The organism is Streptomyces sp. NPDC048623, assembly GCF_040650755.1.
Classification (GTDB): Bacteria; Actinomycetota; Actinomycetes; order Streptomycetales; family Streptomycetaceae; genus Streptomyces.
Window position 1 is genome coordinate 17,102 of the sequence record NZ_JBEZHV010000044.1, and the last position, 16,347, is coordinate 33,448.

At 71.7% G+C, this 16,347-nt stretch carries 12 protein-coding genes; 10 read left to right on the forward strand and 2 right to left on the reverse strand.

What is annotated here, in order from left to right:
- Positions 1-4: 4 nt before the first annotated feature.
- Positions 5-1,648 (forward strand): NAD(P)/FAD-dependent oxidoreductase, encoded by a 1,644-nt coding sequence (locus AB0C73_RS35090; RefSeq protein ID WP_362537838.1) that lies wholly within the window; start codon positions 5-7, stop codon positions 1,646-1,648.
- Positions 1,649-1,655: 7 nt separating this feature from the next.
- On the opposite strand, the gene AB0C73_RS35095 is transcribed toward AB0C73_RS35090, so the two are convergent.
- Complete coding sequence (locus AB0C73_RS35095) at positions 1,656-3,050, reverse strand: FAD-binding oxidoreductase (protein ID WP_362537840.1); 1,395 nt, start codon at positions 3,048-3,050, stop codon at positions 1,656-1,658.
- A gap of 85 nt (positions 3,051-3,135) precedes the next feature.
- Positions 3,136-4,938, reverse strand: a complete 1,803-nt coding sequence (locus AB0C73_RS35100) for a glycoside hydrolase family 15 protein (RefSeq protein ID WP_362537842.1) — start codon at positions 4,936-4,938, stop codon at positions 3,136-3,138.
- A gap of 602 nt (positions 4,939-5,540) precedes the next feature.
- On the opposite strand from AB0C73_RS35100, the gene AB0C73_RS35105 reads away from it, so the two are divergent.
- The 9 genes from AB0C73_RS35105 (at position 5,541) to AB0C73_RS35145 (ending at position 16,214) form a co-directional block, all read left to right on the forward strand.
- Positions 5,541-7,199, forward strand: coding sequence for a CTP synthase (locus AB0C73_RS35105; RefSeq protein ID WP_362537844.1), 1,659 nt, complete (start codon positions 5,541-5,543; stop codon positions 7,197-7,199).
- A 74-nt stretch (positions 7,200-7,273) separates the two neighbouring features.
- Positions 7,274-7,900, forward strand: coding sequence for an NUDIX hydrolase (locus AB0C73_RS35110; RefSeq protein ID WP_362537846.1), 627 nt, complete (start codon positions 7,274-7,276; stop codon positions 7,898-7,900).
- Between the two features lie 204 nt (positions 7,901-8,104).
- Positions 8,105-10,096: a tetratricopeptide repeat protein gene (locus tag AB0C73_RS35115; RefSeq protein WP_362537848.1), complete on the forward strand. Its 1,992-nt coding sequence runs from the start codon at positions 8,105-8,107 to the stop codon at positions 10,094-10,096.
- A 145-nt stretch (positions 10,097-10,241) separates the two neighbouring features.
- Positions 10,242-11,357: an alanine dehydrogenase gene (ald, locus tag AB0C73_RS35120; protein ID WP_362537849.1), complete on the forward strand. Its 1,116-nt coding sequence runs from the start codon at positions 10,242-10,244 to the stop codon at positions 11,355-11,357.
- 429 nt (positions 11,358-11,786) lie between these two features.
- Positions 11,787-12,830: a ParA family protein gene (locus AB0C73_RS35125; RefSeq protein ID WP_362537850.1), complete on the forward strand. Its 1,044-nt coding sequence runs from the start codon at positions 11,787-11,789 to the stop codon at positions 12,828-12,830.
- Complete coding sequence (locus tag AB0C73_RS35130; RefSeq protein WP_362537860.1) at positions 12,827-13,330, forward strand: hypothetical protein; 504 nt, start codon at positions 12,827-12,829, stop codon at positions 13,328-13,330. The genes AB0C73_RS35125 and AB0C73_RS35130 overlap by 4 nt, the downstream gene beginning before the upstream one ends.
- Before the next feature lie 51 nt (positions 13,331-13,381).
- Complete coding sequence (locus tag AB0C73_RS35135; RefSeq protein WP_362537851.1) at positions 13,382-14,431, forward strand: segregation/condensation protein A; 1,050 nt, start codon at positions 13,382-13,384, stop codon at positions 14,429-14,431.
- Complete coding sequence (gene scpB / locus AB0C73_RS35140) at positions 14,428-15,036, forward strand: SMC-Scp complex subunit ScpB (protein ID WP_362537852.1); 609 nt, start codon at positions 14,428-14,430, stop codon at positions 15,034-15,036. Before AB0C73_RS35135 ends, scpB begins: the two co-directional genes overlap by 4 nt.
- Complete coding sequence (locus AB0C73_RS35145; protein ID WP_362537853.1) at positions 15,036-16,214, forward strand: pseudouridine synthase; 1,179 nt, start codon at positions 15,036-15,038, stop codon at positions 16,212-16,214. Before scpB ends, AB0C73_RS35145 begins: the two co-directional genes overlap by 1 nt.
- Positions 16,215-16,347 lie beyond the last annotated feature (133 nt).

Below are 16,347 nucleotides of genomic sequence, written 5' to 3' on the forward strand. Positions count from 1 at the left end.
CCCCATGGCACGCACCAACCCGATGCACCTCCTGAAGCGCCTCGCCGCCGAGCACGCCGACGCCCGACGGCTGGCCGTCCCCGTGGACGCACTCCGCGGACTGCGGGCCGACCCCCTCGGCCGCCGCACCCTCCTGAAGTACGCCGCCGCGGCCGGCATCGCCGTCTCCGCCGGGACGGCCGCGGCCGCCCCGGCGGTCGCCAAGACCGCCACTTCCACCACCCCCGCCACCCCCGCCCGGATCGCCGTCGTCGGAGCCGGCATCGCCGGCCTCACCGCCGCCCTCACCCTCCAGGACGCCGGCCTCAGCCCCGTCCTCTACGAGGCGAACCCCTCCCGGGTCGGCGGCCGCATGTGGACCCAGCGCGCCCACTGGGCGTACGGGCAGACCTCCGAGATCGGCGGCGAGCTCATCGACACCAGCCACAAGAAGATCCTCGAACTCTGCCGCCGCTTCGGCCTCGCCACCGAGGACTTCCTCGGCGGCGGGCCCAACGGCGCCGAGGAGGTCCTCTGGTTCGACGGCGCCTACTACCCGCGCGAACAGGCCGACGAGGACTTCAACGCGGTCTACCAGGCCCTGCACCGCGACCTGCTCGACGCCGGCGAGGTGTTCTGGAACCGGACCACGCCCACCGGCACCGCCCTCGACAACCTGTCGCTGTACGAGTGGATCGAGAGCCGGGTCCCCGGCGGGCACTCCTCGCCGCTCGGCAAGCTGTTCGACGTCGCCTACACCGTCGAGTACGGCGCCGACACCACCGACCAGTCCTCGCTGGCCCTGGTGCTGCTCATGGGCTACCAGACCAATCCGGGCAACTTCAACATCTGGGGCCTGTCCAACGAGCGCTACCACGTCGTCGGCGGCAACGACCTGCTCCCGAACGCCGTCGCCGGCGCGCTGGCGCCCGGGACCCTGCGCATGGGCTGGTCGCTCGACGCCGTACGTGCCGAGGCCGACGGCACCCAGACCCTCACCTTCACCGAGGCCGGCTCCACCCGCACGGTCACCGCCGACCACACCGTCCTGTGCGTGCCACTGCCCGTCCTGCAGCGGCTCGACCTCACCAGGGCCGGCTTCGACCCGCTGATGAGCAACCTGCTGCGGGACGCGCGGATGGGCCACTGCACCAAGCTCAACATGCAGTTCGGCACCCGCCCCTGGCGCGGCACCGGCCCCTGGCCCGGGGTCTCGGCCGGAGACTGCTTCACCGACAGCGAGGTCCAGCAGACCTGGGACACCACCAAGGTCCAGGGCGGCACCGGCGGCATCCTCCTCCAGTACGGCGGCGGCTCCCTGGCCAGGACACTGAACCCGGCGGGGCCGTTCTCCACCGAGTCCGACCCGTACGTCCGGGACCTCGTCGCCCGTTACCTGAAGGGCATCGACGCCTTCTTCCCCGGCACCTCCAAGGCCTACACCGGTCGCGCCCAGCTCTCCGCCTGGCACGAGAACCCTTACGCCCTCGGCGCCTACTCGTACTGGCCGGTGGGCTACCTCCACCGCTACGCCGGCTACGAGGGCGTCGCCCAGGGCAACGTGCACATCGGCGGCGAGCACTGCTCCTACGACTTCCAGGGCTTCATGGAAGGCGGCGCGACCGAGGGCGAGCGGGCCGCGAAGGAGGTGATCGCCGCGCTCGGGTGACGGACGGTCAGGCGGCGGCCGGGACGATGTTGTGGTTGAAGCGGAAGACGTTGTCGGGGTCGTACGCGGCCTTCACGGCGGCGAGCCGCCGGTAGTTCTCCTCGCCGAAGGAGGAGACGACCCGCTGGTCGCCCTCGGCGCCGGTGAAGTTCAGATACGTCGCTTCGAGCGCCCACGGCTTCACATCGGTCCGCACGTCCCGGACCCACTGCCGGGCCCGCTCGTCGAGCGCCGGGTCCTCCCAGGTCGCGAACGGGTGCACCGCCCACGGCGCGGTCCGCCACGGCTGCGGGTACTGGGACGGCCCGGCCGCCACCTGCCCGCCCATCATGAACAGCACCTGCTGGATGGCGGCGGGCATCGGCATCCTCGTGCCCCGCTCGCAGAAGAGCTCCACGGCCTCGTCCGGGAAGGCCGTCAGATACTCGGCCGACCAGTAGTTCCGCAGCCCCGGCGGGTCGTCGAGCATGGACTGCAGCTCCACGTACGGGATGTCCGTGACGATCTCGATCACGGGCTTCAGCGCGAGCAGCGGCGCCGCCATCTCCCGCAGCTCCTCGACCGGACCGGCGTACGTGAACAGCGTCCCGCAGAGCAGCTTGCCCACCAGGTCCTCGGGGACGAACGGCTCCGGCGGCGCCGGCAGGTAGATGGCGCCGCCGCCCACCTCGTCCGGGGCGACCGCGGCGAGGTCCCGGAGGGTGCGCACGATCTCAGGCCCATTATCCGGCAGGAAGAACAGCATCGCGATGCTCATCCGCGGCAGCTCGTGCAGCCGCAGGGTCAGCGAGGTCGCCACCCCGAAGTTGCCGCCGCCGCCGTGCAGCGCCCAGAACAGCTCCGGGTTCTCCTCCGCGTCCGTGTGGACGTGCTTGCCCTCGGCCGTGATCAGGTCGGCGGCAAGCAGGTTGTCGCTGGCGAGACCGAACTTGCGCTCCAGCCACCCCGATCCGCCGCCCAGCGTGAAGCCGCCGACGCCGGTGGTGGACACCCGTCCGCCGACCGCCGCCACGTGGAACGGCTGGCAGGCGTGGTCCAGGTGACCCATCGTCGCCCCGCCCTCGACCCGTACGGTCATGTTCTCCGGGTCGGCGACCACGCCGTGCATCCGGCGCAGGTCGACGACCAGGGCGTCGTCGATCACGCAGGTCCCGGCGACGCTGTGGCCGCCGCCGCGCACCGCGATGGGCAGGCCCGTCTGGCGCCCGAAGAGGATCGCGTTGGAGACGTCCGCCTGGCTCGCGCACTGGGCGATCACCGCGGGCCGCCGGTCGATCATGCCGTTGTGGATCGTCCGGGCCTCGTCGTACCCCGGATCGCCGGGCAGGTACACCTCACCGCCCAGATCCTCGCGGAGCCCGGCCAGCGCTCTGTCCGGAACGGTCGTGGTCTGGGGAGCCATGGGGATGCCCCCCTTTCGTGACGGAGGGGGGACAGGACACTTTCATCGTAGGTCCGGCCCCCCGGGCGCGCCCCTCAGCCCCGGCTCAGCCCCCGTACGCCCCGCTCGCCGTCAGCCGCAGCGCCGTGTCGATCAGCGGGACGTGGCTGAAGGCCTGGGGGAAGTTGCCGACCTGGCGCTGGAGGCGCGCGTCCCATTCCTCGGCGAGGAGGCCCAGGTCGTTGCGGAGCGAGAGGAGCTTCTCGAAGAGCTTGCGGGCCTCGTCGACGCGGCCGATCATCGCCAGGTCGTCGGCCAGCCAGAACGAGCAGGCCAGGAACGCGCCCTCGTCGCCCTCCAGGCCGTCGACCCCCGCCTCGTCGCCGGCGGTCGGGTAGCGGAGCACGAAGCCGTCCTCGGTGGACAGCTCGCGCTGGATCGCCTCGATCGTGCCGATGACCCGCTTGTCGTCCGGCGGCAGGAAGCCCATCTGCGGGATCAGCAGCAGCGAGGCGTCCAGCTCCTGCGAGCCGTAGGACTGGGTGAAGGTGTTGCGCTCCTTGTCGTAGCCCTTCTCGCAGACGTCCCGGTGGATGTCGTCGCGCAGCTCGCGCCAGCGCTCCAGCGGGCCGTCCGCGTCGCCGGACTCGATCAGCTTGATCGTCCGGTCCACCGCCACCCAGGCCATCACCTTGGAATGGGTGAAGTGCCGGCGCGGGCCGCGCACCTCCCAGATGCCCTCGTCGGGCTGGTCCCAGTTCTTCTCCAGGTAGTTGATCAGCTTGATCTGGAGGAGCGAGGCGTAGTCGTTGCGGGACAGGCCGGTCATGTGCGCCAGGTGCAGGGCCTCGGTGACCTCGCCGTACACATCCAGCTGGAGCTGGTTCGCCGCGCCGTTGCCGACCCGGACCGGGCCGGAGTTCTCGTACCCCGGCAGCCAGTCCAGCTCCGCCTCGCCGAGCTCCCGCTCGCCCGCGATGCCGTACATGATCTGCAGGTTCTCCGGGTCGCCGGCCACCGCGCGCAGCAGCCAGTCCCGCCAGGCGCGGGCCTCCTCGCGGTAGCCGGTGCGCAGCATCGAGGAGAGGGTGATCGCCGCGTCCCGCAGCCAGGTGTAGCGGTAGTCCCAGTTCCGTACGCCGCCGATCTCCTCCGGCAGCGAGGTCGTCGGCGCGGCCACGATTCCGCCGGTCGGCGCGTACGTCAGCGCCTTGAGGGTGATCAGCGAGCGGACCACGGCCTCCCGGTACGGCCCGTGGTACGTGCAGTGCTCGACCCACTCGCGCCAGAACTCGACGGTCGCGTCCAGCGAGCCCTCCGGGTCCGGCAGCGACGGCGGCTCCTTGTGGGAGGGCTGCCAGGAGAGCGTGAAGGTGATCCGGTCCCCGGGCGTGACGGTGAACTCGGAGTACGTGGTGAGGTCCTTGCCGTGCGTCTCGGCATCGGAATCCAGCCACACCGAGTCCGGCCCGGCCACGGCCACCGTGCGCTCGCCGACCTTGTGCACCCACGGCACCACCCGCCCGTAGCTGAACCGCATCCGCAGCGAGGAGCGCACCGGCACCCGGCCGCTGACCCCCTCGACGACCCGGATCAGCTGCGGAGCGCCGTCACGCGGGGGCATGAAATCGGTCACCCGGACCGTGCCCTGCGGGGTGTCCCACTCGGACTCCAGGATCAGCGAGTCGCCCCGGTAGCGGCGCCGGTCGGCGGGGGCCGCGGGCGCGCCCTCGGGGGAGGCGGGGCCGATCCGCCAGAAGCCGTGCTCCTCGGTGCCGAGCAGGCCCGCGAAAATCGCGTGCGAATCGAAGCGGGGCAGGCAGAGCCAGTCGACACTGCCGTCCCGGCAGACCAGGGCGGCGGTCTGCATGTCTCCGATGAGTGCGTAATCCTCGATGCGCCCGGCCACGTGCTTCACTCCAGATCGAACGGCCACGTCCGCCCCGCGGGGCGTCGCTTACGGTCAGCGGTCAAGGGATCGTTGACGAGCTCTTCGTACCGGTGACGTGGCGGGGTGGTGCCGTGCCGGTCCGGCTCGGCAGCGCGTGTTCCGAGCAGGATACGACGCACCCGGGTGCCCGGCGGCGCCGATCTTGCAACGGCGCTGAGCCGATCGGGTGAACGGGTCTTGACCTGTGACAGGAACCCTCCTCAGTTCGGTATCGAAGCCGGTCCCGGCCTGGTCCCGGCGTGCTCCCGGCCCAATGGCGGCCCGGTCCCGGCCCGGTCCCGGCCCCGCACGGAGACCCCGCCCGGGCCGCTCCCGGCGCGTCGCGGCGCCGCCGTGTCACCGGCCGCGTCGCCGGCCGCGTCGCCGACCGTGTGCACCCGACTGCCCCGTGTGGCCGGAAGCGGCCTCCCGATGTCGCTGATACCCTGGTACCCCGTGGACCGGTGGGAAACGGCGACAGCCGAGGACCCCGAAACCGCAGCGACGGCACCCCCCGATTCTTCCGGAGGGGACGCCGGTACGCACTTCCAGAACGCGACCACGGGAGCCCCCTCTTGGCGATGCCGCCCAACACCACGACGACCAAGCACATCTTCGTCACCGGGGGTGTCGCCTCCTCCCTCGGCAAGGGCCTGACCGCCTCCAGCCTGGGTGCGCTCCTCAAGGCCCGCGGCCTGCGGGTCACGATGCAGAAGCTCGACCCGTACCTGAACGTCGACCCCGGCACCATGAACCCGTTCCAGCACGGCGAGGTGTTCGTCACCAACGACGGCGCCGAGACCGACCTGGACATCGGCCACTACGAGCGCTTCCTCGACGTCGACCTCGACGGCTCGGCCAACGTCACCACCGGCCAGGTCTACTCGCAGGTCATCGCCAAGGAGCGGCGCGGCGAGTACCTCGGTGACACCGTGCAGGTCATCCCGCACATCACCAACGAGATCAAGTCCCGGATCCGCCGCATGGCCACCGACGACGTCGACGTCGTCATCACCGAGGTCGGCGGCACGGTCGGCGACATCGAGTCGCTGCCGTTCCTGGAGACCGTCCGCCAGGTGCGCCACGAGGTCGGCCGCGACAACGTCTTCGTCGTGCACATCTCGCTGCTGCCCTACATCGGCCCGTCCGGCGAGCTGAAGACCAAGCCGACCCAGCACTCCGTCGCCGCCCTGCGCAACATCGGCATCCAGCCCGACGCCATCGTGCTGCGCGCCGACCGCGAGGTCCCGACCGCCATCAAGCGCAAGATCTCGCTGATGTGCGACGTCGACGAGGCCGCCGTGGTCGCCGCCATCGACGCCCCGTCGATCTACGACATCCCGAAGGTGCTGCACACCGAGGGCCTGGACGCCTACGTCGTCCGCAAGCTCGACCTGCCCTTCCGCGACGTGGACTGGACCGTCTGGGAGGACCTCCTGGACCGTGTCCACAACCCCGAGCACGAGGTCACTGTCGCGCTCGTCGGCAAGTACATCGACCTTCCCGACGCCTACCTCTCGGTCACCGAGGCCATGCGGGCCGGCGGCTTCGCCAACAAGGCCCGGGTCAAGGTCAAGTGGGTCACCTCCGACGACTGCAAGACCCCGGCCGGCGCCGAGCAGCAGCTCGGCGACTGCGACGCGATCCTCGTCCCCGGCGGCTTCGGCGACCGCGGCGTGGCCGGCAAGGTCGGCGCCATCCGCTACGCCCGCGAGAACAAGGTGCCGCTGCTCGGCATCTGCCTGGGCCTGCAGTGCATCGTGATCGAGGCCGCCCGCAACCTGGCCGACATCCCCGAGGCCAACTCCACCGAGTTCGACCCGGCCACCGCGCACCCCGTCGTCTCCACGATGGAGGAGCAGCTGGCGTACGTCGAGGGCGCCGGCGACCTGGGCGGAACGATGCGCCTCGGTCTCTACCCGGCCAAGCTTGCCGAGGGCTCGGTCGTCCGCGAGGCCTACGGCGACGAGCCGTACGTCGAGGAGCGCCACCGCCACCGCTACGAGGTGAACAACGCCTACCGCGCGGAGCTGGAGAAGAAGGCCGGCCTGGTCTTCTCCGGCACCTCCCCGGACAACAAGCTGGTGGAGTTCGTCGAGTACCCGAAGGACATCCACCCCTACCTGGTCGCCACCCAGGCGCACCCGGAGCTCAAGTCCCGCCCGACCCGCCCGCACCCGCTGTTCGCCGGTCTGGTGAAGGCGGCCGTCGAGCGCAAGGCGGGCGCGTCGGCCGAGTAGCCGCCGGGCGTTAACGTTGCCGGGGTACGGGTCCTGTGGACCCGTACCCCGGTTTTCGTACGAGAGGACTCCCGATGCAGGTGCAGGACACCCCGGAGGAGTGGCAGGTCACCGCCACCACCACCCCCTTCACGGGAAAGAAGACGAGTGTCCGCACGGACGAGGTGGTCATGCCGGACGGCTCGGTCGTCCGCCGCGACTACCAGGTCCACCCCGGCTCGGTCGCGGTCGTCGCCCTCGACGAGCAGGACCGGGTGCTGCTGCTCAAGCAGTACCGGCACCCGGTGCGGCAGAAGCTGTGGGAGATCCCGGCCGGCCTGCTCGACGTGCCCGGCGAGAACCCGCTGCACGCCGCCCAGCGCGAGCTGTACGAGGAGGCGCACGTCAAGGCCGGGGACTGGCGGGTGCTCGCCGACGTCTACACGACGCCCGGCGGCTGCGACGAGGCCGTGCGGATCTTCCTGGCCCGCGATCTGGCCGAGGCGGAGGGGGAGCGGTTCGAGGTCTCCGAGGAGGAGGCCGACATGGAGTACGCCCGGGTCCCGCTGGCCGAGCTCGTGCGCGGCGTCCTGGCGGGCGAGCTGCACAACAACTGCCTCGTGGTGGGCGTGCTCTCGCTGATGGCGGCGCGCGCGGGCGAGGGCCTGGACGCGCTGCGCCCGGCCGACGCGGAGTGGCCGGCCCGCCCGTTCGAGGCGTAGGGCCTGTCTGGCGGATCAGGGTCGGACAGGCCCTGGGGGGTGTGCGGGTCGGCCGGTCTGAACATCGGCTGATCCGATCGGGGGATTCGTCCGCCGCGCTCCGCCGGGTGCGCGGGGCCCGCTGAACTACGCTCGTGATCGCCCGTGCGGAGCCCCCGCGGGATCGTCGTGCGCAGGGTGCGCAGGTGGACGGGAGCGTGGCCCGTGACGGATCAGGCGGTGGCAGCGGTCGGCGCCTTGCGGTTCTACGGTCGCCAGCGGGAGTTGAAGGCACTGCGGGCCGACATCGAACGCACCGGGCTCGACACCCTGACCGGCCGCAAGGCACCCCGCGCCCGGGTCCTGCTGATCGCCGGCAAGCCTGGCTCGGGGCGGACCGCGCTCGCCGAGGAGCTGGTCGGCGGGCTCGCCGCCGACTACCCCGGCGGAGTGTTCCGGGCCCGGCTCACCGAGCCCGGCGGCGACCCCGTCCCCACCGCCCGCGCCGCCCAGGACCTGCTCGCCGCGCTCGGCGTCGCCGAGCCGCCGGGCGCCGCCGAGGACGAGCTGACCGCCCTGGTCCGTACCGCCTTCGCCGGGCGCCGGGCGCTGCTGCTGCTCGACGACGCCGTCGATGCCGAGCAGGTCGACCCGCTGCTGCCCGACAACCCCGACACCCTGGTGGTGGGGGTGGCCCGCGGCCCGCTCACCGGCATCCCGGACGTGCGGCCCTGCACGGTCGGCGGTCTCGACCCCAAGTCGGCGATCGAACTGCTCACCGTCTTCACCGGCTCCGTCCGGGTCACCGTCGATCCGCAGGCCGCCGAGAGCCTGGCCGAGGAGTGCGGCGGACTGCCCGGTGCCCTCGTCCTGGCCGGCGGCTGGCTCGCCGCCCGCCCCAAGGCCTCGGTCGCCGACCTCACCAAGCGCCTGCGCGGCCTGACCGGCGACCCGGTCACCCGCGCCTTCACCCTCGTCCACGAGTCCCTGCCGCAGCCGGCCGCCCGGATACTGCGTCATCTGGCGCTCGCCCCGCTGGGCCGGGCCGACGCCCACACCGCCTCCGCGCTCGCCGGCTGCTCGGTGTCCGCCGCCGCGACCACCCTCGCGGACTTCGCCGCGCTCGGTCTCGTACGGGAGATCCCGGGCGGGGACGGGCAGTACGAGGTGGGCGCGCATCTGGTGCCGCTGCTGCGCGAGCAGCTGACCGAGCAGGACCGGCCGGCCGAGGTGCAGCTGGCCCGGGCCCGGATGCTGGAGCGGACGGTGCGGCTGCTGCAGTCCAGTCGCGCCGTCACCGAGCCCGAGGGCTCCCCGGCCCGGCGCAAGCTCGCCGGGCTGCCCCGCGCCCTGCGCTTCCCCAACACCCCGACCGCCCGGGCCTGGCTGGACAGCCGGCGGCCGGTGCTGCTCGCCGCGGCCCGGCTCGCCGTCGCCGACGGCGAACTCGACACCCTGGCCCGGCGGCTGATCGCGGCGCTGGTGCGGGCGCTCGCCGCGCACCGGGGAGCCGAGTCCGCCGCCCCCGATCTGTACGGGCTGCACCGGCTCGTCCTGGACGTCGCCGAGCGGCGCGGACTGCACCGGGAGCGGGCCGCGGCCCTGCTCAATCTCGCCGATCTGGATGCCAGAACCGGACGCACCGAGGAGGCTCTGCAACGATATCGGTCGGCATTGGACGCCGGAAGGCAAGCAAATGATCCGTATGCGACCGGCCGCGCAATGGAATCCGTAGGTGGCGCCTACCAGGAGCTGGGTGACTGGCAGCGGGCCGGCGACTGGTACGGACGCGCGCTCGCCCAGCGGCTCGCCCGCGACGAGCGCGCGGATCAGGCCAGGCTCTACGGCCGGCTCGGCGCCGTGCACACCTATGCCGGGCGGTACGGGGAGGCGCTGCGCAACTGGCGCGCGGCCGCCGCGGGCTACCGGCGGCTCGCCGATCTCCCCGGCTACGCACGGGCGTTGAGCGAGGCCGCCCGGGTCCAGGAGTACGCCGGCCGCCCCGAGGAGAGCCTGCGGACCTGCGAGGAGGCGGTCGACTGGGCGCGTCGCGCCCAGGACGTACGGCTCCAGGCTGCGCTCCAGCTCAGGCTCGCCGACACCCTGGACCGGCTCGGCGACCCCGCCGCGGCGCGGCTGCATCGGTCCGCGGCCGAAAGACTCCTTGGAAGCGACTCCTCCGCCTACGAAATCCGCAGTGCTTCTGAAGAAGATTAGTACTTTGAAAGGCTAGACAGCGGGAACTCCTTCATTAGACTGGGTGTGCCGCGTTCGAACGTGGTCTGTCCCGGTGTGCGGTGATGCATCCGGGTATGTATCGCAGTGCACCCCGTTTCCCCCGATTCAAGGACCGTGATCGACGATGAAGGTCGGCATCCCCCGCGAGGTCAAGAACAACGAGTTCCGCGTGGCCATCACCCCCGCCGGTGTCCACGAGCTCGTCCGCAACGGACACCAGGTCTTCGTCGAGCAGAACGCCGGTGTCGGCTCCTCGATCACGGATGAGGAGTACGTCGCGGCCGGCGCCGAGATCCTCGCCACCGCCGACGAGGTCTGGGCCACCGCCGACCTGCTGCTCAAGGTCAAGGAGCCCATCGCGGAGGAGTACCACCGCCTCCGCAAGGACCAGACGCTCTTCACCTACCTGCACCTCGCCGCCTCCAAGGAGTGCACCGACGCGCTCCTCGAGTCCGGCACCACCGCCATCGCCTACGAGACGGTCGAGACCGCCAACCGCGCGCTCCCGCTCCTCGCCCCGATGTCCGAGGTCGCGGGCCGCCTGGCCCCGCAGGTCGGCGCCTACCACCTGATGCGCTCGGCCGGCGGCCGCGGCGTGCTCCCCGGCGGCGTCCCCGGCACCCACGCCGGCGAGTGCGTCGTCATCGGCGGCGGCGTCTCCGGCTGGAACGCCGTGCAGATCGCCATCGGCCTGGGCTTCCACGTGACCCTGCTCGACAGGGACATCAACAAGCTCCGCGAGGCCGACAAGATCTTCGGCACGAAGGTCAAGACGATCGTCTCCAACGCCTTCGAGCTGGAGAAGGCCGTCGTCGAGGCCGACCTCGTCGTCGGTGCCGTCCTCATCCCGGGCGCCAAGGCCCCGAAGCTGGTCACCAACGAGCTCGTCGCCAAGATGAAGCCCGGAAGTGTCCTTGTCGACATTGCCATCGACCAGGGCGGCTGCTTCGAGGACTCCCACCCGACCACCCACGCCGAGCCGACCTTCCAGGTCCACAACTCGGTCTTCTACTGCGTCGCCAACATGCCGGGCGCGGTCCCGAACACCTCCACCTACGCCCTCACCAACGCCACGCTGCCCTACATCGTGTCGCTGGCGAACAACGGCTGGGTCGAGGCGCTGCGCCGCGACGCCGCCCTCGCCAAGGGTCTCAACACCCATGACGGCAAGGTCGTCTACAAGGAGGTCGCCGAGGCGCACGGCTACGACCACGTCGAGCTGAGCAGCCTCCTGGGCTGACCGGACTGGACGGCTGTCAACATTCGCCGTCAACCCCGCGCACCGGGCCGGACCTTGTCGAGCAAGGTCCGGCCCGATGTGTGTCCGGCCACGTTCCGACGCCTGGTCAACTCGCCTCGAACGTAACTCTTTAACCGTTTCGCGCAGCCTCGAAACGTACGGTTCCCTGTCTGCGCACCCTTGACAGCGGGGTGTTCGGTTGCCGACACATCGGGCCGGGTCCGGTGGATTGTGTTGCTGCGGACCGGTGACACGCCATAGAGTCGCCAACCGTCGGCATGGTGCCACGCTGACCTATCGATAAATGTTCCTGGTCAATCCAAGGAGGTAAGACGACTTGTGAATGAGTCGACATTTACTCCCGAGGGTGTCCAGCCAGGAGCCCCGATCGGCTCCGTCGCGGTGCGGACCTTCGCGACGCACCAGCCCATGACGTCAGCCCATACGATGAAGATGACGGACGGCCTACACGTGAACGCCACGGCCGGCAACGAGATGGGCCGAGAGTCCACCCACTTCGCCGCCTATGACGAGGTGCCCGAGGGGCACTTCTACGACCCCGACGCCGAGTACGAGCCCGATCCGGAGTACGCGGCCACCCTCGCACCCGACGCTGCCCGGCAGCGCCGCGAGCGGATCGGCCCCACCGGACGGCCCCTGCCGTACTTCCCGATCCCGGGCCCGCTGACCGACCACGGACCCGCGAAGATCATCGCGATGTGCAACCAGAAGGGCGGCGTCGGCAAGACCACGTCGACCATCAACCTGGGCGCCGCACTCGCCGAGTACGGACGGCGGGTCCTGCTCGTCGACTTCGACCCGCAGGGAGCCCTGTCGGTCGGCCTCGGCGTGAACCCCATGGAGCTCGACCTCACCGTCTACAACCTGCTCATGGAGCGGGGCATGTCGGCGGACGAGGTGCTGCTCAAGACCGCGGTCCCCAACATGGACCTGCTGCCGAGCAACATCGACCTGTCGGCCGCCGAGGTCCAGCTGGTCTCCGAGGTCGCGCGCGAGTCCACGCTCCAGCGCGCCCTCAAGCCGCTGATGAACGACTACGACTACATCGTGATCGACTGTCAGCCCTCGCTCGGCCTGCTCACCGTGAACGCCCTGACGGCCGCTCACAAGGTCATCGTGCCGCTGGAATGCGAGTTCTTCGCCCTGCGCGGCGTGGCGCTGCTCACCGAGACCATCGAGAAGGTCCAGGAGCGGCTCAACCCGGAGCTGGAGCTCGACGGCATCCTCGCCACGATGTACGACTCGCGGACGGTGCACTCGCGCGAGGTGCTCGCGCGCGTCGTCGAGGCCTTCGACGACCACGTGTACCACACCGTGATCGGCCGGACCGTGCGCTTCCCGGAGACCACCGTCGCCGGCGAGCCCATCACCACGTACGCCTCGAACAGCGTGGGCGCCGCGGCCTACCGTCAGCTCGCCAGGGAGGTGCTCGCCCGGTGTCACGCCGAGTGAGTCTGCCCGGCGCCGACGAACTGTTCCGTACGACCGGGGGAATGGCGCTGCAGTCCTCCTCGCCGCGCCGGACCGTTCCGCCACCCGCGGGCGAGAGCGACTCGGCGGCTGCCGCGGCCGCGCCGGCGGAGGGATCCGCCGAGCACGCGGCGGCCGGCACGGAGACCGCCGAGCCGCGCGCCCGGACGGCCGACCCGAAGTCCGCGACTCCGGCCCCCGGCACCGCCTCCGCCCCCGCCACCCCGGCCCAGGCCCGCCGGCGCGCCCGCGCCGCCAGCCGGCGCCCGAGCGGGCGCGAGCGCCACGACGAGAAGATCACGGTCTACGTCTCCGCCGAGGAGCTGATGGACCTGGAGCACGCGCGCCTGGTGCTGCGCGGCGAGCACGGCCTCGCGGTCGACCGCGGCCGGATCGTCCGCGAGGCGGTCGCGGTGGTCCTCGCGGACCTGGAGTCCCGCGGCGACGCGAGCATCCTCGTGCGCCGCCTGCGCGGCCGCTGACGGTAGCCTGCGGGCTGCCGCACCCCCGCTCCACGCTCCACCAGGACCCCGATGCCCCCTCCGCCCGACGAAACGTCCCGCCCGCCCCGCCGCCGCGCCCTGGGGCGGGGGCCGGGGACGGCCCCGGTGCCGGTGCCGGTGGAGGCGCCGGTACGGGAGCCGGTGGCGGCTCCGGAGCCGGAGCCCGTACGGGAGCCGGAGCCCGAGCCTCAGGCCGTACGGGAGCCGGAGCCCGAGGCGCCCGCGCCCCTGGCTCCCGCTTCCGAGCCGTCCGAGCCCGTCGAGGGCGGTGACGGGCGCTTCACCGTGCGCCTGGCGAACTTCGAGGGGCCGTTCGATCTGCTGCTCCAGCTGATCGCCAAGCACAAGATGGACGTCACCGAGGTCGCCCTGTCCAAGGTGACCGACGAGTTCATGGCACACATCCGCGCCATGGGACCCGACTGGGACCTCGACCAGACCACCGAGTTCCTGGTCGTCGCCGCCACGCTCCTCGACCTCAAGGCCGCCCGGCTGCTGCCCGCCGCCGAGGTCGAGGACGAGGCCGACCTCGCGCTCCTGGAGGCGCGGGACCTGCTCTTCGCCCGGCTGCTGCAGTACCGCGCGTACAAGCGGATCGCCGACATCCTCGCCGAGCGCTGGGAGAGCGAAGGACGCCGGTATCCGCGCACCGTCGGTCTGGAGCCGCACCACGCCGAGCTGCTGCCCGAGGTCGTCATCTCCATCGGCGCCGAGGGCTTCGCGAAGCTGGCGGTCAAGGCCATGCAGCCCAGGGCCGAGCCGCAGGTGTACGTCGACCACATCCACGCCCCGCTGGTCAGCGTGCGCGAACAGGCCGGCATCGTGGTCGCGCTGCTGCGCGAGCGCGGCACGCTGAGCTTCCGCGAGCTGGTCGCCGGCACCGAGGACACCCTGACCGTCGTGGCCCGCTTCCTCGCCCTTCTGGAGCTGTACCGGGAGAAGGCCGTCGCCCTCGACCAGGAGACCGCGCTCGGGGACCTCACCGTCTCCTGGACGGGCGGCGAGACGGGCGCGGCGGCCGCCGCCGTCACCGACGAATTCGATCAGGAAGTTCAGGAGACCAGGGAGGACGCCCCGTGAGCGATCTCAAGCCCGCCCTCGAAGCCGTCCTCATGGTCGTCGACGAGCCCGTCACACCCGAGCGGCTCGCCAAGGCCCTCGACCGCACCCCGCGCGAGGTCGCCGACGCCCTGCGCGAGCTCGCCGACGAGTACACCGTCCAGGGCCGCGGCTTCGAGCTGCGCCTGGTCGCCGGCGGCTGGCGCTACTACACCCGCGCCGAGCACGCCGCCGCCGTCGAGGCCTTCGTCCTGGACGGGCAGCAGGCCCGGCTCACCCAGGCGGCCCTGGAGACGCTGGCCGTCGTCGCGTACCGCCAGCCGGTCAGCCGTTCCCGGGTCTCCGCCGTGCGCGGAGTCAACTGCGACGGGGTCATGCGCACCCTGCTCCAGCGCGGTCTGGTGGAGGAGGCGGGCGCGGAACCCGAAACAGGTGCGATCCTGTACAGGACGACGAACTACTTCCTGGAGCGGATGGGCCTGCGCGGCCTGGACGAGCTCCCGGAGCTCGCGCCCTTCCTCCCCGAGGCGGAAGCGGTCGAGGCGGACTCCCTGGAAGGCGTCCCGTCGTTCGACCCCGACGCAGACGAAGGCGCCGGGCACGCAGACGAGACAACGGAAGTTTGATGCGAAGCAGCAGCGGCAGGAACAGCGGAAACAACGGCGGGAGCCGTGGTGCCAAGAGCGGCGGCCGCGGCAACTACCGGGGAGCGGGCAACAACCGCGACGAGCGGGGCGGCCAGGGCCGTCCGTCCGGCCAGGGCGGTCAGAGCCGCGGCGGCCAGGGCGGCCAGAGCGCCGGCCGTCCGCGCAACGTCCGCCCCGAGGAGCGCGCCTACGACGTGGACGGCATGGCCGGCAACCGTCCCTCCGAGGGCGGCCAGGGCGGCGGCCCCAAGCGTGGTCGCGGCGACACGGCCCGCGGCGGTGCCAAGGGCGGCCCCAAGCAGTCCCCGAAGCGCGGCGGTGGCCGCACGGCGCCGGCGCGCTCGCGCGAGTACGACGCCCGCGCGGAGGAGCGCAACCGCGAGCGTTACGCGAACAAGCCCCAGATCAAGACCCCCAAGACCTTCCCGGGCGCCGAGCAGGAGGGCGAGCGCCTGCAGAAGGTCCTGGCCCGTGCCGGTTACGGCTCCCGCCGTGCCTGCGAGGAGCTGATCGAGCAGGCCCGTGTCGAGGTCAACGGCGAGATCGTCCTGGAGCAGGGCCTGCGGGTGAAGGACTCGGACGAGATCCGCGTCGACGGCCTGACGGTCGCGACGCAGTCGTACCAGTTCTTCGCGCTGAACAAGCCGGAGGGCGTCGTCTCCACCATGGAGGACCCCGACGGCCGCCAGTGCCTCGGCGACTACGTCACCAACCGCGAGACGCGGCTCTTCCACGTCGGCCGGCTCGACACCGAGACCGAGGGCATCATCCTGCTCACCAACCACGGCGAGCTGGCCCACCGTCTCACCCACCCCAAGTACGGCGTGAAGAAGACCTACCTGGCGGCCATCACCGGCCCGCTGCCCCGCGAGGTCGGCAGGCGCCTCAAGGACGGCATCGAGCTGGAGGACGGCTACGCGCGCGCCGACCACTTCCGGGTCGTCGAGCAGACCGGCAAGAACTACCTGGTCGAGGTCGTGCTGCACGAGGGCCGCAAGCACATCGTGCGCCGCATGCTCGCCGAGGCGGGCTTCCCGGTCGAGAAGCTGGTGCGTACGGCCTTCGGCCCGATCACCCTGGGCGACCAGAAGTCGGGCTGGCTGCGCCGGCTCAGCAACACCGAGGTCGGCATGCTGATGAAGGAAGTCGGCCTGTAGTCCGTACCGCCTGAAGAGCACGGAGAGGCCCTCGACCGCCGCCCGGCGGTCGCAACGAGCCCAAGACCTACGACAACAACCTCAAGGTCCTGGAGGCCGTCGACAAGGGCGAGGTCCCGCTCGGCCTGATCAA